The 22,890-nt window shown below is 63.1% G+C and carries 16 protein-coding genes; 6 read left to right on the top strand and 10 right to left on the bottom strand.

The features are described 5' to 3' along the window. The first annotated feature begins 21 nt into the window (after positions 1-21). Together RTW82_RS08065 and RTW82_RS08060 are read left to right on the top strand one after the other, a co-directional pair. Entirely contained in the window at positions 22-7,842 is a 7,821-nt protein-coding gene (locus RTW82_RS08065) for a DUF637 domain-containing protein (protein ID WP_316924791.1), read from the top strand. Positions 7,843-7,851: 9 nt separating this feature from the next. Beyond that, positions 7,852-8,247 (top strand): hypothetical protein, encoded by a 396-nt coding sequence (locus RTW82_RS08060; RefSeq protein WP_316924790.1) that lies wholly within the window; start codon positions 7,852-7,854, stop codon positions 8,245-8,247. A gap of 350 nt (positions 8,248-8,597) precedes the next feature. On the opposite strand, the gene dctM is transcribed toward RTW82_RS08060, so the two are convergent. The 5 genes from dctM to RTW82_RS08035 all read right to left on the bottom strand — a co-directional run bounded on the left by dctM (position 8,598) and on the right by RTW82_RS08035 (position 13,913). Continuing rightward, a complete protein-coding gene (gene dctM, locus RTW82_RS08055) occupies positions 8,598-9,881 on the bottom strand; it encodes a C4-dicarboxylate TRAP transporter large permease protein DctM (protein WP_184488859.1) in 1,284 nt (427 codons plus the stop codon). Continuing rightward, positions 9,878-10,510 carry a TRAP transporter small permease gene (locus tag RTW82_RS08050; RefSeq protein WP_021220512.1) on the bottom strand — a complete coding sequence of 211 codons (633 nt, stop codon included), beginning with the start codon at positions 10,508-10,510 and terminating at the stop codon, positions 9,878-9,880. The genes dctM and RTW82_RS08050 overlap by 4 nt, the downstream gene beginning before the upstream one ends. A 61-nt stretch (positions 10,511-10,571) precedes the next feature. Continuing rightward, positions 10,572-11,567 carry a C4-dicarboxylate TRAP substrate-binding protein DctP gene (dctP, locus tag RTW82_RS08045; RefSeq protein WP_021220511.1) on the bottom strand — a complete coding sequence of 332 codons (996 nt, stop codon included), beginning with the start codon at positions 11,565-11,567 and terminating at the stop codon, positions 10,572-10,574. A gap of 298 nt (positions 11,568-11,865) precedes the next feature. Then, complete coding sequence (locus RTW82_RS08040; RefSeq protein WP_184488857.1) at positions 11,866-12,492, bottom strand: LysE family translocator; 627 nt, start codon at positions 12,490-12,492, stop codon at positions 11,866-11,868. A 71-nt stretch (positions 12,493-12,563) separates the two neighbouring features. Continuing rightward, the gene (locus RTW82_RS08035) at positions 12,564-13,913 is read right to left on the bottom strand and encodes an NCS2 family permease (RefSeq protein ID WP_043243483.1); all 1,350 of its coding nucleotides are present in this window, start codon (positions 13,911-13,913) and stop codon (positions 12,564-12,566) included. 322 nt (positions 13,914-14,235) lie between these two features. Between RTW82_RS08035 and RTW82_RS08030 the strand changes: the two genes are divergently transcribed. The 3 genes from RTW82_RS08030 (at position 14,236) to RTW82_RS08020 (ending at position 17,242) form a co-directional block, all read left to right on the top strand. Then, positions 14,236-15,540: a C4-dicarboxylate transporter DctA gene (locus RTW82_RS08030; protein WP_021220508.1), complete on the top strand. Its 1,305-nt coding sequence runs from the start codon at positions 14,236-14,238 to the stop codon at positions 15,538-15,540. 73 nt (positions 15,541-15,613) lie between these two features. After that, positions 15,614-16,312 (top strand): FadR/GntR family transcriptional regulator, encoded by a 699-nt coding sequence (locus RTW82_RS08025; protein WP_021220507.1) that lies wholly within the window; start codon positions 15,614-15,616, stop codon positions 16,310-16,312. A 159-nt stretch (positions 16,313-16,471) separates the two neighbouring features. Beyond that, complete coding sequence (locus RTW82_RS08020; RefSeq protein ID WP_031288141.1) at positions 16,472-17,242, top strand: GntR family transcriptional regulator; 771 nt, start codon at positions 16,472-16,474, stop codon at positions 17,240-17,242. A gap of 51 nt (positions 17,243-17,293) precedes the next feature. On the opposite strand, the gene RTW82_RS08015 is transcribed toward RTW82_RS08020, so the two are convergent. The 4 genes from RTW82_RS08015 to fnr form a co-directional block, all read right to left on the bottom strand. Continuing rightward, positions 17,294-18,130, bottom strand: a complete 837-nt coding sequence (locus RTW82_RS08015) for a metal-dependent hydrolase (RefSeq protein ID WP_021222206.1) — start codon at positions 18,128-18,130, stop codon at positions 17,294-17,296. A gap of 144 nt (positions 18,131-18,274) precedes the next feature. Beyond that, complete coding sequence (locus RTW82_RS08010; RefSeq protein WP_316924789.1) at positions 18,275-19,240, bottom strand: fatty acid desaturase family protein; 966 nt, start codon at positions 19,238-19,240, stop codon at positions 18,275-18,277. 162 nt (positions 19,241-19,402) lie between these two features. After that, positions 19,403-19,951: an adenine phosphoribosyltransferase gene (locus RTW82_RS08005; protein ID WP_021222204.1), complete on the bottom strand. Its 549-nt coding sequence runs from the start codon at positions 19,949-19,951 to the stop codon at positions 19,403-19,405. A gap of 53 nt (positions 19,952-20,004) precedes the next feature. Next, positions 20,005-20,739, bottom strand: a complete 735-nt coding sequence (gene fnr / locus RTW82_RS08000) for a fumarate/nitrate reduction transcriptional regulator Fnr (protein ID WP_021222203.1) — start codon at positions 20,737-20,739, stop codon at positions 20,005-20,007. A gap of 150 nt (positions 20,740-20,889) precedes the next feature. Here fnr and RTW82_RS07995 point away from each other — a divergent pair, with 150 nt between their 5' ends. Continuing rightward, entirely contained in the window at positions 20,890-21,369 is a 480-nt protein-coding gene (locus tag RTW82_RS07995; RefSeq protein ID WP_316924788.1) for a hypothetical protein, read from the top strand. 6 nt (positions 21,370-21,375) lie between these two features. On the opposite strand, the gene hemN is transcribed toward RTW82_RS07995, so the two are convergent. Continuing rightward, the gene (gene hemN / locus RTW82_RS07990; protein WP_316924787.1) at positions 21,376-22,758 is read right to left on the bottom strand and encodes an oxygen-independent coproporphyrinogen III oxidase; all 1,383 of its coding nucleotides are present in this window, start codon (positions 22,756-22,758) and stop codon (positions 21,376-21,378) included. Between the last annotated feature and the right edge of the window lie 132 nt (positions 22,759-22,890).

The raw sequence follows: 22,890 nt of genomic DNA, 5'->3' as shown, positions 1-22,890 counted from the left end.
CTTCGCCCGGAGTTCCAGTACATGGACGTTCGCAGCCCCCTGTTCCAGAACATCGCCACCATCCTCGTCGGCGTGATGTTCCTCAACCCCATCGTCTCCACCGCCGCCGACCTGGCGGTGGACGCGGCCGCTGGCGGCAACACTAGCATCGGCAGTGCCGGCAATGGCGTGCCCGTGGTCAACATCGCCACGCCCAACGCCAACGGCCTGTCCCACAACCGCTTCACCGACTACAACGTCGGCCAGCAGGGGCTGATCCTCAACAACGCCACCGACAAGCTGCAGAACACCCAGCTCGGCGGCTACATCATCGGCAACACCAACCTCAACGGCCGCGCCGCGGGCCTCATCCTCAACGAGGTCAACGGCGGCAGCCCCAGCCAGCTCAAGGGCTACACCGAGGTGGCCGGGCAGGGCGCCCACGTCATCGTCGCCAACCCCCACGGCATCACCTGTGACGGCTGCGGCTTCATCAATACGCCCAAGGCCACCCTGAGCACCGGCAAGCCGGTGGTGGAGAATGGCCGTCTCGACCGCTACGACGTGGACGGCGGCGACATCGCCATCGAGGGTGCCGGCCTCAACGTCGGCAATGTCGACCAGTTCGAGCTGATCACCCGCAGTGCGCATATCAACGCCGAGCTGCACGCCAAGCAGCTGGCCATGGTCACTGGCCGCAACGAGGTAGACGCCGCCACCCTGGCCGTCACTACCAAGGCCGACGACGGCAGCGCCAAGCCGCAACTGGCCATCGACAGCTCCGCCCTCGGCGGCATGTACGCCGGCGCTATCCGCCTGGTGGGCACCGAGCAGGGCGTGGGCGTGAAGCTGGCCGGCGACATGGCCGCCAGCGGCGGCGACATCCAGATCGATGCCAACGGCAAGCTGACCCTGGCGCGTACTGCCGCCAGCGGCGACATCACTCTCAAAGCCAACGATGTCGACCTGACCCGCAGCGCCTACGCCGGCGGCAAGGCCAGCGTCACCGGCGGCGGCACGGTCGAGGTGAAGGAAAGCGTGGCGGCCGCCGGTGACCTGAGCCTGAACGCCGCGCGCATCGACAACCAGGGGAACCTGGAAGCCGGCGTGCACGCCGACGGCAGCGCCAACACCGCCAGCGTGCTCGACCTCCAGGGCGGCACCCTGACCAACCGCGGCAAGGTGCTGGCCCAGGGCACCCTCACCACCGACCTGGCGAAGCTCGACAACCAGGGCGCGCAGCTGGTCGCCGCCGGCTCCGCCCAGGTGAAGGCCCAGACCCTGGAAAACCAGGGTGGCCAACTCATCGGCCGGCAGGACCTGAAGGTCGACGGCAAGCAGCTGGACAACAGCGGTGGCACCCTGGCCGCCAACAAGGCACTGACCATTACCGTCACCGATGAGGTGAAGAACCTCGGCGATGGCCTGATCCTCTCCAAGGCCGACGGCCTGACCCTCACCACCGCCGTGCTGGACAACCAGGGCGGTACCCTCCAGGCCGACAGCGGTGAGCTCAAGGCCACCGCCAGCACCCGCCTGGACAACCGCAGCGGCAAGGTCCTCGCCGGCGACGGCAAGCTGACCCTCGCGGCCGGCGACCTGCTCAACCAGCAAGGCCGCCTCAATGCCCAGGGCGGCGCCCTCACCGCCACCGTCGACAGCCTCGGTAACGGCCAGGGCCGTATCCAGGGCGACAGCGTCGAGCTCACCAGCACCACCCGCCTGGACAACGGCCAGGGCCAGATCGTCGCCACCCAGGGCGACCTGGATATCAAGCGCGGCGAGGTCATCAACGACGGCGGCCAACTCCTGGCGAAAAAGGCGGTGACGGTCGATGTCGACAGCCTGCGCAACCAGGGCGGCACTGTGGGTGGCGACAGCGCCAGTCTCACCCTGAGCGGCAAGCTGGCCAACGACGGCGGCCTGATCGAAGCCAGCAAGACCCTCGCCCTCGACGTCGGCTCCGCCAGCAACGCCGGCGGCAAGCTGCGCGCACTCGGCAGCACCGGCACCAGCGCTTTCGCCATCGGCGGCCGCTTCGACAACGACGGCGGCCTGGTGGAAATCGGCAACGCCGGCTTCAGCCTCACCAGCGCCAGCCTCAGCAACCAGCAGGGCACCCTGCGTCACGTCGGTACCCAGGGCTTCGCCCTCAGCCTGGCCGATGCCGGGCAGGCCGGCGGCAGCTTCATCACCAACGGCGTGCTCAGCCTCGACGTCGCCGACTGGACCAACAGCAGCCTGCTGCTGGCCCAGCGCCTGGACCTCAAGGTCGGCACCTTCACCCAGACCGCCAGCGGCAAGCTGGTATCCATCGACGACATCACCGCCAGTGGCGGCGACTGGACCAACGACGGCGCCATCGAAACCGAAGGCAAGCTGCAACTGGTCCTCACCGGCCGCTACCAGGGCAACGGCAGCCTGAAGAGCCTGGGCGACCTGACCCTCAGCGCCGCCAATGCCGAACTCGGCCAGGGCGCGCAACTGCGCAGCGGCGGCAAGGGCGAGTTCCGCCTCGGCAGCAGCCTGGTCAACGCCGGCACTATCAGCACCGTGGGCGATGCCCTGTTGATCGTCGCCAGCCTCGACAACCGCGGCACCCTCGGCGCCGCGCAGAAGCTGCGCATCGAAGCCCCGACCCTGCTCAACCAGGGCCTGGTCTTCAGCGGCGCCGACATGGCCCTGCGCGCCGACAGCCTCACCAACCTCAAGGGCGACCTCTACAGCCTGGGCGCGTTGAGCGCGGCGAAGGACGATGCGAATGGGCAGATGGCGTTGCTGGAGAACCGTTCCGGCGGCATCGAGTCCACGGGCGACATGACCCTGCGTGCCGCCACCCTGACCAACCGCAAGGAGCTGTTCACCCCCGGCAAGACGTTGGTCTCCGGCTCCATCAGCGTGGTCTGCTACGACTGCAGCGGTGATCACCACAACGTCGACTACGTCGCCACCGAGCGCTTCGAAAGCTCGGTCCTGGAAGACTCCGCCGCCTCGCGCATCCACAGCGGCGGCAACCTCGATATCCAGGGCGGCGTCATCGCCAACCGTTACAGCAGCCTGAGCGCCACCGGCAACATCGGTATCCAGGGCACCAGCCTGGAGAACACCGGTGCCGCCACCGGCATCATCGAGCGCGTCCGTCGTTTCAATACCGGCCGCGTCACCGACGGCACCGATGAGCGCTTCCGCGACAACTACATCAATCCCTACAACGCCCAGCCGATGCCGAAGGAAGTGCCCAGTGCACTCTACAGCTGGGCGTTGACCAGCGACGTCGAGACCCGCACGCCTACCGGAACCGGTTCGCCGGCCATCATCCAGGCCGGCGGCAACGTCAGCATTCAGGCCACCCAGCCCATCACCAACGACTCGGTCCTGGCCAACCAGGCCCCCCAGGGCGGCACCGCCCAGAACCTGGACAGCCAGGTAGGCCTCACCAGCCAACCGCTGGTGGTGCAGCTCAATGCACAACTGGCGCCGGACGCCAACCAGCAGGCGGTCAACCCGGTGACGCTGCCGGGCTTCGGCCTGCCCCAGGGCCAGAACGGCCTGTTCCATGTCAATCAAGGGGCCGGCCATCGCTACCTGGTCGAGACGCGCGCCGAGTTCGCCAACCTGAAGAGCTTCCTCAGCTCCGACTACATGCTGAACCGCCTCGGCTTCGACGCCGACCAGGCGCAGAAACGCCTGGGTGATGGCCTCTACGAGCAGCGCCTGATCCGCGAAGCGGTGGTCGCCCGCACCGGCAAGCGCTTCATCGACGGGCTCGCTTCGGATGAGGCTCAGTTCAAGTACCTGATGGACAACGCCATCGCCAGCAAGGAAGCCCTCAACCTCGCCCCGGGCGTGGCCCTGAGCGCCGAGCAAGTGGCTGCCCTGACCCACGACATCGTGTGGATGCAGGAGCAGGACGTGAATGGCGAGAAGGTGCTGGTGCCGGTGCTCTACCTGGCTCAGGCCAAGGACCGCCTGGCGCCAAGCGGCGCACTGATCCAGGGCCAGGACGTCGCCCTCATCAGCGGCAGCACCCTCAGTAACAGCGGCACCCTGCGTGCCAGCAACCAGCTGCAGGCGTCCGCCCTGAACATCGACAACCGTGGCCTGATGCAGGCAGGAGATCGCCTGTCCCTGCTGGCCACCGACAGCATCCGCAACGCCCGTGGCGGCATCATCAACGGCAAGGACGTCAGCGCCATCGCCCTCACCGGCGACATCATCAACGAGCGCACCATCAGCCAGGACGCCCGCAGCGGCAAGAACTTCAGCCAGCTCACCAGCGTGGTGGACAAGGCCGCCGGGATCGAGGCGAGCAACAGCCTGAACCTCTCCGCCGGGCGCGACATCCAGAACATCGGAGGCAGCCTCAAGGCCGGCGGCAACGCCACCCTGAGCGCCGGCAATGACCTGGTCATCGCATCTGCTGCCGAAGAAAACGGCAGCATGCGCCAGGACAAGCGCCACTTCTGGAGCAATACCAGCACTACCCAGCATGGGAGTGATGTGCAGATCGGCGGCAACCTGCAGGCCAGCGCCGGGCAGGATCTCGCCGTGATCGCCAGCACCGTCAAGGCGGGGGGCGACATCAGCCTGGAGGCCGAGCGCGACATCACCATCGCTGCGGCAGCCGACGAGAGCAGCAGCGAATACCGCTACAAGCGCAGCGGCAAGAAGATCAACAAGGAAGACAGCACCATCCGCCAGCAGGCGGCGGTGATCGAAGCGGGCGGCGATCTCGATATCGAGGCGGGCGGCAACCTGCTGCTCAGCGCCAGCAAGCTCAAGGCCGGCGACGAAGCCTACCTGTACGCCGGCGAGCAGCTGGCCCTGACCGCAGGGCAGGACAGCGACTACCACCTTTACGACATGAAGAAGAAGGGGGCCTTCGGCGCCAAGAAGACCCAGCGCGACGAAGTCACCGATGTCCGCAATGTCGGCACCAGCATCATCACCGGCGGCGACCTCACCCTCGCCAGCGAAGGTGACCAGCTTTACCAGCGCGCTCACCTGGAAAGCGGCGGTAGCCTGACCCTCGAAAGCGGTGGTGCCATCACCTTCGAGGCGGTGAAGGACATGCACCAGGAGAGCCATGAGAAGAGCAATAACAGCTTTCTCTGGAATTCGATGGAGGGCAAAGGCAAGACCGATGAAACGGTATTGCAGAGTCAGCTAGTCGCTCAGGGCGAAATCGCTATCAAGGCTGCCGACGGCCTGAAGATCGATATCAAGCACATCGACCAGCAGAGCGTCCGTCAGACTATCGACTCCATGGTGGCCGCCGATCCGCAGCTTGCTTGGCTGAAAGACGCAGAGCAGCGAGGTGATGTGGATTGGCGTCGTGTGAAAGAGATCCACGACTCCTTCAAGTACAGCAATTCAGGGTTGGGGGCTGGCGCGCAACTGATCATCGCGATCGTGATGGCGGCTGTTGTCGGGCCTGCTGCAGGTGCGCTTGGCACAGTTGGCGGTGCCGTCGTTACCAGCGTGGCGACCAAGGGTGTTATCAGCACTATCAACAATCGCGGCAACCTGGGGGCCATCACCAAGGACATGACCTCGAAGGACTCCGTGAAGGGTTACGTGGCCAGCGGTGTAACCGCTGGGCTGGTTGGTGGGTACGATCCCGGGGCGATGAGATTCAACTGGCAGAGTGTTGGAGAGGTGGCCAAGGTAACTGTCGTGCAAGCGGGCGTTAAAACCGCTATTTACGGCGGCAGCATCAAGGACAACCTTCGAGATGCTGCGCTGGGCAATGCTGTAGGTATTGCCGGTGCCATGGGCGCGGATGCCATTGGGAAACTGCCGCTTGAGTCCGGCAGCTTCGAGAAAATTGCGTTGCACGCCACCTTGGGAGGGATGCTTTCCGAGGCTATGGGCGGCGATTTCCGCACCGGTGCTATCGCGGCTGGTGCCAACGAAGTCATGTTGGGCTGGATTGGGGACCATATCGCTCCTGCCGATCTGGAAAGAACAAGCGCGGCCTATCAGGAGGGGAGACAGAAGCTGTTGATGCTTTCCCAGTTGGTGGGGGTTTTGGCAGCGGGGTTGTCAGGGGGGGATGCGCAGGTAGCAGCGACGGTTGCGGCTAACGCTACGGCCAATAACTACCTCCGGCATCAGGATGTCGAAGCATTTGTCAAACAGCTGAACCAGTGCACTACCCAAGCTGCTTGCGACAAGGTCGTTGCAGACTTCAAGAAGATCAGTGCAGAGAATACCGAGCGCCTGAAGAATTGCCGCGCCAACGGCAACTGTGAGCAGATAGAGCAGGAGATCCTGGCTGGTCAGGACGCCATGCGCATGGTGGAAGACAGGTTCGCGAGCCAGGTTCTGGAGAAGGAGTTTTCTTCGCAGCAGCTAGTTGATAGGCAGAATGTTCAAAAGGAAATTATCGCTATCGGCACCGACAAGCTGAATGCCGCGAGCGACAAGGATGCTGCCAAGGCAAGAGCCGATGTAGATTCGAAGAGTTCCGATGAGCTGCAGAGAATACTGGACTCAGAGTCCCGTGAACTCGTTATAAAAGATACTCAAAAAGAGTTGTCCACTCTTCTTGCTGACATTGATAAGCAGCTTAATGAGCTACCTGTCGAGGTCCGTGAGATTCAGAAGATCCATCAGGATATCGCTGGCAATTTCAAGGCTGTTGCAGAGTTAGGACAAGTTGTCAGCGAGATAATTGAACCCGGTGTCTGGGATTTGTTAGGACCTGCAGCCAAGCTCGCCAAGCTCGAGAAGCTGGCCACTGTCCTGAAAGCTGCGGGCGGGGGCAAGCTAAGTACCAAGGTTGCAGAGAGTGTCGTTGCTATCGAGCGGCTCAGTGCGAAGCTGAAGGGGCTCGAGTCCGGTACCGTTGCCCCCTCTCAAAAAGAACTGGCCAAATATTACGACCAGACTGCTACTGGGAAACTGGTCAAACCTTGCTGCTTTGCCGCCGGAACTATGGTTTCAACTCCAGATGGCGATAAGGCCATTGAGACGATCAAGGCTGGAGACATTGTTTGGAGCAAGCCGGAGAAGGGAGGTAAACCCTTTGCCGCTGCAGTCACGGCTACGCATATCCGCACCGACCAGGCGATCTACCGGCTGAAGCTGAAGTCTACTGACAAGGATCTGGCCGACACGCTCTTGGTTACACCGGGTCACCCCTTCTATGTACCAGTACGCAATGACTTCGTGCCTGCGATCAGCCTCAAACCGGGTGATGAACTGCAGTCGCTAGGCGATGGCAGCAGCAATGGTGCTTCCATCCTGGTCGAATCCATTGAGATGGTTCAGCCTCAAGGGGTGACCTACAACCTAACGGTGGATATTGGCCACACCTTCTATGTAGGGAACCTGAAAACGTGGGTGCACAACACCGGTAATTGCTTGCAGTGTGGGGCTGGTGGGTGTGTGGTGCATGCTACGGTAGAGGCGCCGAAGATTGCTCCAGGCAGTAAGTCCGAAGAGGTAGCAAAGCTAATTGACTCTCTGGAAATTAGAAAGCGTTCACTTGAACTGGCCTTGGATCCTGACCGTAATCAAATGCTTGTTAGAGAGGGGATAGGTGCTGCCCGTTTCGAGCAAGCTACTGGACGCACCGTTCTAAGAAGCACGGATGGAGCAACAGATTTTATCGACTCTAAGCTGGGAGCTTTTGATTTGAAAGGCCCACTTAGGGCTAATGATGGGTCATCTATTGACATTACTCCCAGAAGAATCGAAGGGCTTGGGCGATCTATTATTAAAGAGGCGAATAACTCTACAGCTTCTAAGGCTGTTGTTGTTGATACCTTGGGTCTATCAAAAGAGCAGATTTCTGTGCTAAAAGCTCAGGTTCAAGGCGGCTTGAGAACAAATAAGCCTATTATATATATTGAGTAAGGGTGCTGTATGGCATATTCAATTATTGAGTTTCAAGGTAAAAATATTCGTGTTCATGACTTGGATCTTTCCGTAGTTTGTTTTTTGCTAATGGAGAAAGGTAGGTCTACTGGTTCGGCGCTTTTGATTGGTCTTTTTGATGTCTGGAGCGACTCTATTATGTTTGACGGTCCAGGTTGCATAGATTTGCATTTGGATGCAGGTTTGGTAAAGGCTGAAATTTTGCAAGAGCTGAAAAATCTGATTGATACGACAATGCAAGATTTGAATATGATTTCGGATATTTATCCGAAAGATAAATTGAATTTGATTTTGGCTAAGGCAAAGATTCGATTAGAGAACGATTATCGAATTGATTTGATCTGTGGTGTATTGGATGAGTTTAGGCGGCTTGTTAATCAATAGTGGGCATGCCTTTTTGATTTAATGGTGGGGTGTTGCGGGTATGTTAACTATTGCGAGAAATTAGTGGCCTACAGAAGCGCTTTTGAGCTGAAAGCGGTGATGTTGGTCATGGCAAATGCTCTCGGTCATAACTCAGCTTAGATCTTGCGTTAGTTATTTAGTAGGCGATAGTGGTGATCGCATGGAAGACTGTCCTTTCGATTTCTCTGTTCTGTCGCTCGATAGTATGCGGTCCTATTTGGGACTGCAGGAGACAGCCGAGTAGCGTCTAATTAGTGCTAGCAGCTAAGTCTTTACGCCCCCATAAAAAAGCCCGGCACTAAGCCGGGCTTTTTTGCATCTGCGAACAGTCAGCTCATACCCAGCCAGTTGGGCAGTGCCAGGGAGATCCAGGGCACGTAGGTGATGAGGATCAGGAAGGCGAGCAGGATCATCAGCCAGGGCATGGCGGCGCGGATGGTGGAGGTCAGCGGCATGCCGGTCACCGCGGAAGTGACGAAGAGGTTGAGCCCCACGGGTGGGGTGATCAGGCCGATTTCCATGTTGACGACCATGATGATGCCGAGGTGGATCGGGTCGATGCCCAGCTTCATGGCGATGGGGAAGAGGATGGGCGCGAGGATCAGGATGATCGCCGAGGGCTCCATGAAGGCACCGGCCACCAGCAGCACGATGTTGACCATGAGCAGGAACATGAAGGGGGTGAGCCCCGCTTCGATGACCCAGGCGGTGATCTGCTGGGGCAGTTGCTCGGTGGTCAGCACGTGGGCGAAGAGCATGGCGTTGGCGATGATGAACATCAGCATGATCGACAGCTTGCCCGACTCCAGCAGCACCTTGGGTGCTTCGCTGAGCTTCATGTCCTTGTAGACGAACAGGGCGATGAAGGCCGAGTAGACGGCGGCGACGGCGGCGGCTTCGGTGGGGGTGAACATGCCGGAGTAGATGCCGCCGAGGATGATCACCATCAGCAGCAGCCCCCAGATCGCCTTGCGCGCGGCGCTGAGCCATTCGCGGAAGGTGGCGCGGGGCATGGCGGGCAGGTTCTTCTTCACCGCGATGATGTAGATCGCCACCATCAGCACCAGGCCAAGTAGAAGACCGGGGACGACGCCCGCCATGAACAGCTTGCCCACCGAGGTTTCGGTGGCGGCGGCGTAGACCACCATGACGATGGACGGCGGGATGAGGATGCCCAGGGTGCCGGCGTTGCACACGATGCCGGCGCCGAACGCCTGCGGGTAGCCGGAGCGCACCATGCCGGCGATGGCGATGGAACCCACAGCGGCCACGGTGGCGGGGCTGGAGCCGGAGAGGGCGGCGAACAGCATGCAGGCCAGTACTGCGGCGATGGCGAGGCCGCCGCGGATGTGGCCGACGCAGGCGTTGGCGAAGTCGATCAGGCGCTTGGCCACGCCGCCGGTGGTCATGAAGGCGCCGGCCAGCAGGAAGAAGGGAATGGCCAGCAGGGTGTAGTGCTCGGAGGTCTCGAACAGCTTGATGGCCAGCGAGCGCACCGAGTCGGGGCTGAACAGCATGATGGTCAGCGAGCCGGCGAGGCCCAGGGAGATGGCGATGGGCACGCCGATGAACATCAGCAGGAACAGCAGGAGGAAGAGGAACAGGATGGTCATTGCTTGCCTTCCTCGAGCTCGGTGAGTTTCAGGGCGTCGGCGGCTTCATCGGCCAGGCCGAGACCGGTCTGCCGGTTCTGCAGCAGGCGCACGAGGATTTCGCCGTAGCGGATGAAGACCATGGCGAAGCCGAGGGGCACGATCAGGCCGATCTGCCATTGCATGACGCCGTAGTGGCCGAGGTCTTCTGCGCCGATGGCGGCGGTGAACAGGGTCTGCACCCACTCGAAGCTGGCCACGCCCAGCAGGCCGGCGTAGGCCAGGCAGCAGAGGCAGGCGATGACGCCGATGATGCGTTGCACCTTGCGCGAGGCGAGCTTGACCAGGGCGTCGACGCCGATGTGGCCGGCGGTACGTACGCCGTAGGAAAGGCCGAAGAAGATTAGCCAGGCGAACAGGGCCTTGGTCAGCGAGGTGCTCCAGGTCATGGCCTGGGCCATGCCCATGATGCTGTCGCCGATGGCGAAGAGGCTTTCGCTGGCACCTTCCCAGCGGTCGGCGAGGTTGTAGAAGAGGGTGTAGAGGTTGTTGAGGATCACGTAGACGAAGGTGACCAGCGTCATGGCCGCCAGGAGGAAGGCGATGAAGCCTTCCTCGAAGTGGTCCCAGACGCGCCTTAGGGCGTTCATGGATGGTGTCTCCTGATGGCTGGAGGCGGTGCCGGCGCGGTGGTCCCGCGCCGGCCGGCGGTTACTGAGCCTGGTTGGCCGCTTCGGCGGCCTTGATCAGGTCGGCGCCGATCTCGCCTTCGAACTTCTTCCACACCGGCTTCATGGCGTCGCGCCATTCGTTGCGCTGCTCGGGGGTGAGTTCGATGATCTCGCTGGTCTTGGCTTCGATGATGCGCTGCTTGTCACCCTGGTTGAGGGCTTCGGCCTGCTTGTTCACCTCGGCGGTGACTTCCTGGGTGATCTTCTCCAGCTCGCTGCGTACATCCGGCGGCAGGCCGTTCCAGAACTTGGTGTTGGTGATCAGCATGTAGTCGAGCACACCGTGGTTGGATTCGGTGATGTACTTCTGCACTTCATGCATCTTCTGCGAGTAGATGTTCGACCAGGGGTTCTCGGCGCCGTTGACCACGCCGGTCTGCAGGCCCTGGTAGACCTCGGCGAAGCTCATCTTGCGCGGGTTGGCGCGTACGGCCTTGAACTGCTCCTCGAGCACGGCGGAAGCCTGCACGCGGAACTTCAGGCCGCGGGCGTCCTTGGGTTCGCGCAGGGGCTTGTTGGCCGAGAGCTGCTTCATGCCGTTGTGCCAGTAACCCAGCCCGGTGATGTTCTTGCTCTCCATGGACTTCAGCAGGCCCTGGCCCTCGGGGCTGAGCTGGAAGCGGTCGACGGCCTGGATATCGTTGAACAGGAAGGGCAGGTCGAACAGCTGCACCTGCTTGGTGTACTGCTCGAACTTGGCCAGGGAGGGCGCGATCATCTGCACGTCGCCCAGCAGCAGCGCTTCCATTTCCTTGCCGTCGCCGAAGAGCGAGGAGTTCGGGTAGACCTCGACCTTGACCTTGCCGGGCAGGCGTTCTTCCGCGAGTTTCTTGAATAGCAGCGCGCCCTGGCCCTTGGGCGTGTGTTCGGCGACGACGTGGGAGAACTTGATGACGATGGGATCGGCAGCATGCGCCAGGCTGGCGGCACCCAGGGCGAGTGCACAGGCGAGAGCTTTTAGCGTGGGTTTGAACATGGGACTTCCTCTTGTAGTTGTAAGCAGATCCATGCGCGGGTAGCGCTACTACGGCTGACAAGAGCAAGTCTAGGCGCTGACCAGGGGGAAAGCGGTCAGTACCTGAATCACGGCCAGTCTTGTTCTTGTCGGCTCGTTGGCGATGCAATGGCAAGACCCGTACCAGGCGCGTTGAGGCACGGATTCTGGGTCCTGCGGAGCAGCGCTTGCGAGCGCTGCGGGGAATTCATGGCGGGAAACCGCCACGTTTCTGGGTGTTTCTGGCGGAAATCCGCCCTTATCGAGCCGGCGGAAGGCGTCAGCGCGAGATCAGCGCCGCCGTCCCCGCTGCGCCGAACAGCCCGGCGCTGACGCGGTTGAACCAGGCCTGGCCCTGGCCGGAACGCAGGTAGCGGGCGGCGGCGTGGGCGCTGAGGCCGTAGAAGAGTTTGCAGGCGAGGTCCAGCACGGCCCAGGTGGCGATCATCACCGAGAGCTGGCCCAGCAGCGGGCGGTCGGCGCTGATGAACTGGGGCAGGAAGGCGGCGAAGAAGAGGATGTCCTTGGGGTTGCTGGCGGCGAGGCCGAAGGCTTTCCAGTAGAGGGCGCGGAAGCCCGGGTTGACCGGTTGCTCCTCGGTCGCCACCGGTTTGGCGGCGTTGCGCGATTGCTTCCAGCTTTGCCAGGCGAGGTAGAAGAGGTAGAGCGCGCCCACCAGCTTGAGTGCGCTGAACAGTTGCTCGGAGGCCAGCAGCAGGGCGCCGAGGCCGAGCGCGGAGGCGGCGAGCAGCCCGGTGGCGGCGCTGACGCCACCGAGGAAGGCGGGCAGAGAGCGGCGGATGCCGTAGTTGAGGCTGTTGCTGACCATCAGCAGGGACAAGGGGCCGGGGATCAGGATCACCACCAGCGCGGCGCTGCTGAACAGCAGCCAGGTTTCCAGGCTCATTCGCTCGTCTCCGGGAAATGAAAAGGCCCTGGCGCTTCAGCGCCAGGGCCTTGGGGTGTTGCGGGGCGAGCTTACAGGAAAATGAACTTGGCGACGAAGATGGCGCAAAGTGCATACAGGCTGGGCGATACCTCGCGGTATTTGCCAGTGCAGGCCTTCATCACCACATAGGTCACGAAGCCCAGGGCGATACCGTCGGCGACCGAGAAGGTCAGCGGCATCATGATGACGGTGACGATCGCGGGGATGGTTTCGGTGTGCTCGTCCCAGTCGATGTGAGCCATGCCGCCCATCATCAGCATGGCGACGTAGATCAGCGCGCCGGAGGTGGCGTACGCGGGGATCATGCCGGCCAGCGGGGCGAAGAACATGGCGGCGACGAAGAGGATGCCGACGGTGACGGCGGTCAGACCGGTGCGGCCGCCTGCGGCGACGCCCGCGGCGCTTTCCACGTAGCTGGTGACCGGCGGTACGCCGAGCACGCCGCCGAACACGCTGGAGGCGCTATCGGCCTTCATGGCTTTCGACAGGTTCTCGATGCGGCCGTCTTCCTTCACCAGGTTCGCGCGCTGGGCCACGCCCATCAGGGTGCCGGCGGTGTCGAACATGTGCACGAAGAGGAAGGCCAGGATCACGCTGATCATGGTCACGTCGAACGCGCCGGTGATGTCCATCGCCATGAAGGTGGGCGCCAGGCTCGGCGGCATGGAGAAGACGCCGCCGAACTTGACGATGCCCAGGCCGACGCCGATCAGGGTGACGGTGAGGATGCTGATCAGGATGCCGCCGAACACGCGGCGATATTCCAGGACCGCGATCATCAGGAAGCAGATGGCGGCCAGCAGGGGAGCGGGGGAGGTCAGGTCACCGATGTGCACCAGGGTGCTGGAGTTCGGTACCACGATGCCGGCGGTCTTCAGGCCGATGAGCCCGAGGAACAATCCGACCCCCGCGCCCATGGCGAAGCGCAGGCTGCTGGGGATGCTGTTGAGCAGCCATTCGCGGATGCGCGAGAAGGTCAGGATCATGAACAGCACGCCGGACAGGAACACCGCGCCGAGGGCGATCTGCCAGCTGTAGCCCATGGTGTTGACCACGGTGTAGGTGAAGAAGGCGTTGAGGCCCATGCCCGGTGCCAGGCCGACCGGCCAGTTGGCATAGAGGCCCATCAGGAAGCAGCCGAATGCCGCGGCCAGGCAGGTGGCCACGAATGCCGCACCGTGATCGATGCCGGCGTCCGCCATGATGTTGGGGTTTACGAAGATGATGTAGGCCATGGTGATGAAGGTGGTGAGGCCGGCGGCCAGCTCGGTTCTCACGGTGGTGCGGTGTTCGGTCAGCTTGAAGAGGCGTTCAAGCAGGCCTTTGGCGGGAGGGCTCGCAGCATACGTTCCTTGTTCTTGTTGTTTGGTGCTTTCCACAGCAGGTACCTCTCATTTAGTTGTTTTTAGCTGTTTCGGCCGGCTGGTTACCTGGGTCCCTTGCGCAGCGAAAAGCCTGAGGTTTGGTGCCTCACGGGGCAGTGCGATATTTCTGACTTTTGGGTCAAAAAAGTACGCAGTCGGATTATGTGTTTGTGTACAAAAAAGTCAATTAATGTTTGTCGGCTTGTGTGCAGCTTTTTGGGGGCATAGACTGCGCGTGCTGGACTGACCGGTAAGACCACAACAACAAAGCCTCCGGATCTCGCACAAGGGCGTAGCCACGCCAGCGCTCCGGGGGCACCGCAACGGAGATTCCCCCATGCTCAAGTGGTGCTCGCGCTCGATATTCCTGCAGGTCGTCATCGGCCTGGTCATCGGTATCCTCTGCGGTATCGGCTTCCCCGAGTTCTCCGCGCAGCTCAAGCCCTTGGGCGATGGCTTCATCAAGCTGATCAAGATGCTCATCGCGCTGATCGTGTTCTGCGTGGTGGTGAGCGGCATTTCCGGGGCGGGTGACCTGAAGAAGGTCGGCCGCATCGGCTTCAAGGCGGTGGTGTATTTCGAGGTGCTGACCACGGTGGCGCTGCTGATCGGCCTGCTGGTGGCCTATGGCGGCGGGCTGGGCGTGGGCGCCAATATCGACCTCGGCCAGTTGCCGGCCGGAGACGCTGCGCTCTACACCTCGCGCACCGGCGACCTGCACGGGCCGGTGGACTTCGTCATGGGGCTGATCCCGGCCTCCGTCGTCGGCGCCTTCGCCAGCAACGACATTCTCCAGGTGCTGCTGTTCTCGGTGCTGTTCGGCTGTGCGCTGAACCAGGTGGGCGAGGCCGCCTCGGGCGTGGCCCGGCTGATCAACGAGATGAGCCATGTGATCTTCCGCATCATGGGCATGATCGTGCGCCTGGCGCCCATCGGCGTGTTCGGCGCCATCGCCTTCACCACCAGCAAGTACGGCGTGGATTCGCTGCGCCACCTGGGCGGGCTGGTGGTGGTGTTCTACGCCACCTGCGCGGTGTTCGTGCTGCTGGTGCTGGGCACCGTGCTGCGGGTTTCCGGGCTGCGCCTGTGGCCGTTCCTCGGCTACCTGCGCGAGGAATTGCTGATCGTCCTCGGCACCGCCTCCTCGGATGCGGTGCTGCCGCAGATCATGCGCAAGCTGGAGCACCTGGGCATCCGCAGCTCCACGGTGGGCCTGGTGATCCCCACCGGCTATTCCTTCAACCTGGACGGCTTCTCCATCTACCTGACCCTGGCCATCGTCTTCATCGCCCATGCCACCGGAACGCCGCTGGCGATGAATGACCTGATCACCATCCTGCTGGTGTCCCTGGTGACCTCCAAGGGCGCCCACGGCATTCCGGGTTCGGCCCTGGTGATCCTTGCCGCCACGCTCGCGGCCGTACCGGCCATACCCGTCGTAGGCCTGGTGCTGGTGTTGTCGGTGGACTGGTTCATGGGCATCGGCCGGGCGCTGACCAACCTGATCGGCAACTGCATCGCCACCGTGGCCATCGCCCGCTGGGAGAAGGACATCGACCTGGGCCGCGCCCGCAGCGTGCTGGCCGGCGAACAGGGTTTCGCCTTCAAGGATCGCAGTGGTGTGAGCACAACGGCGGATTGAGAACGATGCTGGCGGGCTGCATGATGCTGCGGCCCGATCCGGCTCGGCCTGGTTTCACAAGGAGGAAATCACAGTGAACAGCTCATCGACCCTGGTGGGTTCCATCGTCCAGTCCCTGCGCGAGTCCATCGAGCAGGGGCGCTGGCCCGTCGGCGAGATGCTCCCGGGCCAGCGAGAGCTGGCCGAGCAACTGGGCATAAGCCGGCCCTGCCTGCGCGAGGCGGTAACGGTGCTGGAAACCCTCGGCATGGTCCGCTCGCTGCCCGGCAAGGGCGTGCAGGTGCTGGGGCGGGAGGCGACAGAGCACGCCATCACGGCGCCCCGGGACCACAGCATCGAGGACGTGATCCAGCTGCGCTATGCGCTGGAACCCTTCATCGTCGGCCTGGTGGCGCAATCCATCGCATCAAGCGACCTCGACCGCCTGCGCCTGCGCCTGATGGACCTGCGCGATGCCGCCGAGGATGACGACATGGATGCCTTCGTCGAGGCCTATATAGGCTTCCATCAATTGCTCGGTTCGCTGACCACCAACCCCATCTTCCAGTCCCTGGTGACCCAGGCAGGTGACGCCCTGGCCCGCAGCGATGCCTTGCTGCGCCAGCGTGGCGATGAGCTGCAGGAGCGGGTGCGCGAGCACGAAGCGCTGGTGCAAGCGATTCGCCGACGGGACAGCCTGCTGGCGTCCTCGCTGATGCGTGACCATCTGGTGAGTGAGGGGCGGCGCATGGGGTTGCGCCTGGAGCTGCCGGAGGGCTCCAGGGCCCTGTAGATGTGAGGTTGAGCGGGGCGGCACTGCTTTTGTTCGGTCAGATTGTGTACAATGCGCACATTTTTCCGAGGCTTTCCCCGCCGGAGGCTGGCAATACGATGCCGACTCGGCGTAGTGTCAGCCCTATTGCCGCTTTCGAAACCTTCTACGTGGGCCCCCATGAACGACGTTGAACACAGTTTGAAGAAGCCGCCGCGTGCCGCCAAAGGCACGCGCAATGGCACCCAGGATGAAGTCGTCTACGCACATATCTTCGAAGCCATCCTCGAACAGCGCCTGGCTCCGGCCACCAAGTTGAGCGAAGAGGCCCTGGGCGAGATCTTCGGTGTCAGCCGCACCATCATCCGCCGCGCCCTGTCGCGCCTTGCCCACGAGGGCGTGGTGCTGCTGCGTCCCAACCGAGGTGCCGTCGTGGCCAGCCCGGGGGCCGAGGAAGCGCGGCAGATCTTCTACGCACGTCGCATGATCGAGCGCGCCATCACCGAACTGGCTTGCGTCAACGCCACTCCCGAACAGATCGCCGGCCTGCGCCAGATGGTCATCGAGGAGCGCGAGTGCTTCGCCCGTGGTGACCGCGGCATGGGCATCCGCCTGTCCGGCGAGTTCCATCTGAAACTGGCCGAGGCCGCCGGCAACTTCACCCTGCTGGGCTTCCTGCGCAGCCTGATCTCGCAGACCTCGCTGATCATCGCCCTCTACGAGAGCAACAGCCGCACCCACTGCTCGGACGAGGAGCATGACAAGGTCATCGACGCCATCGAATCGCACAACGTCGAGGTCGCGGTCGACCTGATGATGCGCCACATGGACAGCGTCGACGCCAAGCTCAACCTCGAAGGCGAGACCGCCTCCGACGACCTGCACGCGGTGTTCTCGCACCTGCTGCAGAGCAAGAAGAAAAGCACCCGCGCCACCTCGCGCAGCGCCTGAGCCAAATAAAAAGCCCGGCGATTGCCGGGCTTTTCGTTGGGCCTGAATCACTCAGCCGTTGAAGCCGAGGCGCTCCTTCCAGCGTTGTTCCAGCGCCTTGGTTTCATGGTCGAAGGGGTGGAAGCCGGGGCGGTAGTAGTCCAGGTAGGGCTTGATCATGCGCGGGAAGTAGCCGGTGCGCAGGCTGAACAGGGTCTTCAGGCCGCGGCCCCAGCTGCGCAGGTTGAACAGCTGGCCGTCCTTGCGCAGCAGGTGCAGCTGGAAGGCGCCGATCACGCCGATGAACATCACGGTGGTCAGGGCCATGGTGATGGTGCGCTCGAAGTAGCCGCCGCCGACCGCCATGTAGGCGTCGTAGCACACGGCCTTGTGCTCGTTCTCTTCGATCGCGTGCCACATCCACAGCTGGTACATCTTCTGGTCGTCCATCTGCGTGCTGAGGTCTTCGCGGCGCAGCAGTTGCTCGGCCATGGTCGCGGTGAAGTGTTCCAGGGCACAGGTGGCGGCCAGGCGCTGCTTCTTGGTGGTGAAGCGGGTGACCCACTCCAACAGCACCTTGATGCGCAGTTCCAGGCGCTCCAGGTCGATGCCGTGGGCGGCGGCGTAGTCGTTGTAGGTGGCGTGTTCCTTGGAGTGCATGGCTTCCTGGCCGATGAAGGCGCTGATGTCCTTCTGCAGCTGCGGGTCGCTGATCTGGTCGCGTACGCCGCGCACGCTGTCGACGAAGAACTTCTCGCCATAGGGGAAGAGCGACGACAGGTTGTTCATGAAGTGGCTCATGAAGGGATCGCCGCTCCACCAGTATTTCTGGGTGGAGTCGAAGCTGAAGTCCATGCGACGGACGGGAAAATTGGCCTTGGGCAGGTTGGCGGCGGCGCTGGCGGTCATTGGGCAATCCTCGTGGTTGGGAGCCGTCCCTTGTTGTTGTCTGGCTCTTGCTGACACGGCTGACCGTGCCATCGAACGATGTAACTGTTGAGGATTAACGCAGTTTTCGCACGCTCCCACCGACCAACTTTCGGCGGGTTATGGCTATTTTGTGGCCGTCTCGCTCACTCGGCGCAGCACCTCCAGATAGCCGGGAGGGACCGGCACCAGGCCGCGCTGGCGCAGCAGCCGATGGGCTTCGGCCAGGCGGAACCAGGGCAGGGCGGCCATCAGGTGGTGCTCGATGTGGTAGTTCACCCGCAGCGGCGCGACGGTGGCCCGCGCCAGCCAGCCGGCGCGGGTGGTGCGGGTGTTGCGCAGCATGTCGCGGCCGCGCTCGGTGCAGGCGTGCTCGGCCAGGGACCGGATGCGCATGAACAGGCTGTAGGTGGTGAGGTTGGCCAGCCACCAGACGCCGAACAGCCAGAACTCGCCGCAGGCGGCCAGGACCCCGGCCAGCACGGCGTTGGCCAGGAGCATGGGGCCCATGTTGCGGGCGCCTTCGGCAAGGTAGTGGTGCCAGCGGCGATCGCCCCGGGGGCGCCGGGTGACCTCGGCGGCAACGGTGTACTCCAGCACGCCCAGGTCCATCAGCAGCTGGCCCAGCAGCCGGCGCAGGCCGCTGATGCCGGACAGGTCACGGGCGAACTTGCGCAGCAGCGAGGCGCGGCGGGTGGGGAATGGGCGCGACAGGCTCCAGTCCGGGTCGTCATCGGTACCGGTGTGGGCGTGGTGGCGGATGTGGTGCTTGCGGTAGCGGGCGACGTCGACCCAGATGACCCGCGCGCAGAGCCAGTCGGTGAGGCGGTCATTCAGCCAGCGGGTGCGGAACAGCGTGCCGTGGGCGGCTTCGTGCATGAGGATGGCCAGGGCCAGCTGGCGGCCGCCGAGGATGACCAGGGCGAGGACGAAGGTCACCGGGTTGGGCCAGAGGGCGAGTACGGCGAAGGTGGCGGCGATGATCGCCCAGGTGGAGCCGACGGCCCACCAGCCGGCAGCGTCGGAGCGCTGGCTCAGGCGCTGGATTTCTTCACGGCTGAAGCAGTCGGAGAGCTTGCTGCGAGGGTTCATGGCGACCTCTTGTTGTACGCAGGGGTCGCCATCATTGCCCGCCATGGCCCGAGCGGCCAGGGGCTCGCCCCGGTTTCGCGCGGGCGGCCGCAAGCCTGGCGCAAATGCCATGGGTTCAGACTTTGGGAGGGGATTGGGGCCTGGCGTGCAGGCCCCGGAAGATCACTTCTCGTCGAGGGCGAAGGCGGTGAGCGAGAAGGTGGGGATGCCGATGTCCTGCAGGCGCTGGGAACCGCCGAGTTCCGGCAGGTCGATGATGGCGGCGGCCTCGAACACGCTGGCGCCCATGCGGCGGACCAGGGCGGTGGCGGCCAGCAGGGTGCCGCCGGTGGCGATCAGGTCATCGAAGATCAGGACCTTGTCGCCGTCGCAGAGGCTGTCGCTGTGCACTTCGAGGAAGGCTTCGCCGTACTCGGTCTGGTAGCCCTGGGCGAGTACGTCGGCGGGCAGCTTGCCCTGCTTGCGGAACAGCACCAGCGGCTTGTTCAGCTCATAGGCGACGATGGAGCCGATCAGGAAGCCGCGGGCGTCCATGGCGGCGATGTGGCTGAACTCGGCTTCGACGTAGCGCTGGATGAAGCTGTCCACCACCAGGCGCAGGGCGCGGGGGGACTGGAACAGCGGGGTGATATCGCGGAAGACCACGCCGGGCTTGGGGAAGTCCACCACCGGGCGGATCAGGGTCTTGATATCGAATTCGTCGAAAATCATGGTGCGGAACCTGGAGAGAGGGGAGGGCGCCGGCCGAGCGGCCGGCGCGGGGATCAGTCTTCGATGCTGCCGCCAGCGAGGGCGCAGAGCTCGATGGGATCGAGGATGTGCACTTCCTTGCCTTCGGCGGCGATCAGGTTGCTCTGCTGGAAGCGGGTGAACACGCGGGAGACGGTCTCGACCGCGAGGCCCAGGTAGTTGCCGATCTCGTTGCGCGACATGGCCAGGCGGAACTGGTTGGCCGAGAAGCCACGGGCGCGGAAACGTGCGGAGAGGTTCACCAGGAAGGTGGCGATGCGCTCGTCGGCGGTTTTCTTGGAGAGCAGCAGCATCATCTGCTGGTCGTCACGGATTTCGCGGCTCATGACGCGCATCAGCTGGCGGCGCAGCTGCGGCAGTTGCACGGAGAGCTCGTCGAGGCGCTCGAAGGGGATTTCGCAGACCGAGGTGGTTTCCAGTGCCTGGGCGGATACCGGGTAGAGCTCGGTGTCCATGCCGGAGAGGCCGACCAGCTCGCTGGGCAGGTGGAAGCCGGTGATCTGTTCTTCGCCGGCATCGGTGACACCGAAGGTTTTCAGCGCACCGGAACGTACGGCGAAAACGGACTCGAAGGTGTCGCCCTGGCGGAACAGGTAGTCCCCTTTCTTCAGCGGACGACCGCGCTTGACGATTTCGTCCAGCGAGTCCATGTCTTCCATGTTCAGCGACAGGGGCAGGCAAAGGGCGGCGAGGCTGCAGTCCTTGCAATGTGCCTGAGGCAGGTTGCGTACCTTGATGATCTCGGACATCCACGGATCCCTTGCAAAAGCAAACACACAATGGGCGTAAGGGTAACGCATGGGGCGCGCTCAGGGCTAGGAAAAGGCCGAAGGAAACGTATTCAAGTTCTTCGTTGCGCAGTCGATATCTCGGTATTGATCCCAATGGAGCGAGCGATCATGAGAGTAGACGTTTCCGGCTGGCCGCAGATCGGCCAGCGTTTCGCGGCTGCGCGTGGTGATGAAGCCAGGGATGCCGGGCAGGGTGAAGAGAGTGCCGACGGCGGCCTCGACGACCGTATCGGCCACGTGGGCATCCGCGTGAGCCTGTCCGAAGCGGGCAAGGCGCGCTCCGATGAGGCGAAGAAGAACCAGGATATCGACGACAGCAGCCTGCCGGACACCATCAAGCAGATCCTCAAGATGATTCGCAAGCTGAAGGAAGACCTGCGCGAGAAGATGGCCGAGCTCCAGTCGATCGCCACCGACCAGAGCCTGGACGAGGAAACTCGCCTACGCAGCATGGAAGGCCTGCAAAGCGAGATTTCCAGCCTCAACGGTGCCATTTCCCAGGCCACCGCCAGCCTGATGAAGGCCATGCGCGACGCAGGCCTGAGCGGCGAGCAGATGCTCGAGGCCGCCCAGCTGCTGATGAAGTGATGCCCCTCAGATCACCCGGGAGAAACGTTGGGTGGTCTCTGGCGTCAGGTAGTGGTCGAAGAGCATGCACACCGAGCGCACCAGCAGGCGCCCGGGCGGCAGGATGTCGATGCCGCGCTCGCTGAGGGTGATCAGGCCATCGGCGGACATCTGCTCCAGCTGCGGCCAGATATCCGCGAAATACCCCCTGAATTCGATGTTGAAGAGCGCTTCGATCGACTGGAAATCCAGCTCGAATTCGCAGATCAACTGCTGGATCACCGCCCGGCGGATGCGGTCGTCCTCGATGCAGGCGAGGCCGCGTCGGGTGGCGAGCAGGCCGTTTTGCAGCTTTTCCTGGTAAGTGGCGATGTTGGCGTCGTTCTGGCAGTAGAGGTCGCCGATCTGGCTGATGGCGGAGACGCCGAGGCCGATCAGGTCGCAGTGCCCATGGGTGGTGTAGCCCTGGAAGTTGCGTTGCAGGCGGCCGTCTTCCTGGGCGATGGCCAGTTCGTCGTCGGGCAGGGCGAAGTGGTCCATGCCGATGTAGCGGTACCCGGCGCTGGTCAGCTGTTCGATGCTGCGCTGGAGCATCTCCAGCTTCTGCGCGGGGCTCGGCAGCTCCTCGGTCTTGATGCGCCGCTGGGGCATGAAGCGTTCCGGCAGGTGCGCATAGTTGAACACCGAGAGCCGGTCCGGCTGCAGGGCGATGACTTCGGCCACGGTGCGCGCGAAGCTTTCCGGTGTCTGCCGGGGCAGGCCGTAGATCAGGTCGATGTTCACCGAACGGAACTGCAGCGTGCGCGACGCTTCGACGATGGCGCGGGTCTCCTCCAGGCTCTGCAGCCGATTGACGGCGCGCTGCACCACCGGGTCGAGGTCCTGCACGCCCAGGCTGACGCGGTTGAAGCCCAGCTCGCGCAGCAGCCCCATGGTCGACCAGTCCGCTTCACGCGGGTCGATCTCGATGCCGTAATCCCCCGAATCGTCATCGAGCAGGCTGAAGTGCTGGCGCAGGTGCCCCATGAGGCGGCGCAGTTCGTCGTGGCTGAGGAAGGTCGGCGTGCCACCGCCGAAGTGCAGTTGCTCGACCTTCTGTTGCGGGTCGAGGTGGCAGGCGATCAGTTCGATCTCGCGCTCGAGCTTTTCCAGGTAGGGCAGGGCGCGGCCGCGATCCTTGGTGATGACCTTGTTGCAGGCGCAGTAGTAGCAGATGTTCGCGCAGAACGGCACATGCACATAAAGCGAGACCGGGCGCAGGGCCTTGCGGCTGTCGCGCAGCGCGTGAAGCAGGTCGAAGGAGCCGATGCGCTCGTTGAATTGCACGGCGGTCGGGTAGGAGGTGTAACGAGGGCCTGCGGCGTCGTAACGGCGGATCAGGCCGGAGTCCCAGCGAATATCGTCGAGCATGCGGGCATTCCAGGTTCAGCAGTCAGTGCTCGGCAGTCTAGGTGCCGCCTGACCGGCGCTTCTTGACCTGGGTCATGCTGTCGCAGCGCCGGGGCCCGGCGGCTGCTCATGCGCTCGAATCGATGCTCGACC

This window comes from Pseudomonas sp. zfem005 (assembly GCF_032621735.1).
GTDB classification, from domain to species: domain Bacteria; phylum Pseudomonadota; class Gammaproteobacteria; order Pseudomonadales; family Pseudomonadaceae; genus Metapseudomonas; species Metapseudomonas solani.
This window is presented reverse-complemented; position numbering and strand designations above follow the sequence as displayed.

Bases quoted from the DNA above. Each gene is read 5' to 3' on its own strand.
- RTW82_RS08065 (WP_316924791.1), top strand. From the start codon at position 22: ATGGACGTTCGCAGCCCCCTGTTCCAGAACATCGCCACCATCCTCGTC.
- RTW82_RS08060 (WP_316924790.1), top strand. From the start codon at position 7,852: ATGGCATATTCAATTATTGAGTTTCAAGGTAAAAATATTCGTGTTCAT.
- dctM (WP_184488859.1), bottom strand. From the start codon at position 9,881: ATGACCATCCTGTTCCTCTTCCTCCTGCTGTTCCTGCTGATGTTCATC.
- RTW82_RS08050 (WP_021220512.1), bottom strand. From the start codon at position 10,510: ATGAACGCCCTAAGGCGCGTCTGGGACCACTTCGAGGAAGGCTTCATC.
- dctP (WP_021220511.1), bottom strand. From the start codon at position 11,567: ATGTTCAAACCCACGCTAAAAGCTCTCGCCTGTGCACTCGCCCTGGGT.
- RTW82_RS08040 (WP_184488857.1), bottom strand. From the start codon at position 12,492: ATGAGCCTGGAAACCTGGCTGCTGTTCAGCAGCGCCGCGCTGGTGGTG.
- RTW82_RS08030 (WP_021220508.1), top strand. From the start codon at position 14,236: ATGCTCAAGTGGTGCTCGCGCTCGATATTCCTGCAGGTCGTCATCGGC.
- RTW82_RS08020 (WP_031288141.1), top strand. From the start codon at position 16,472: ATGAACGACGTTGAACACAGTTTGAAGAAGCCGCCGCGTGCCGCCAAA.
- RTW82_RS08015 (WP_021222206.1), bottom strand. From the start codon at position 18,130: ATGACCGCCAGCGCCGCCGCCAACCTGCCCAAGGCCAATTTTCCCGTC.
- RTW82_RS08010 (WP_316924789.1), bottom strand. From the start codon at position 19,240: ATGAACCCTCGCAGCAAGCTCTCCGACTGCTTCAGCCGTGAAGAAATC.
- RTW82_RS08005 (WP_021222204.1), bottom strand. From the start codon at position 19,951: ATGATTTTCGACGAATTCGATATCAAGACCCTGATCCGCCCGGTGGTG.
- fnr (WP_021222203.1), bottom strand. From the start codon at position 20,739: ATGTCCGAGATCATCAAGGTACGCAACCTGCCTCAGGCACATTGCAAG.
- RTW82_RS07995 (WP_316924788.1), top strand. From the start codon at position 20,890: ATGAGAGTAGACGTTTCCGGCTGGCCGCAGATCGGCCAGCGTTTCGCG.
- hemN (WP_316924787.1), bottom strand. From the start codon at position 22,758: ATGCTCGACGATATTCGCTGGGACTCCGGCCTGATCCGCCGTTACGAC.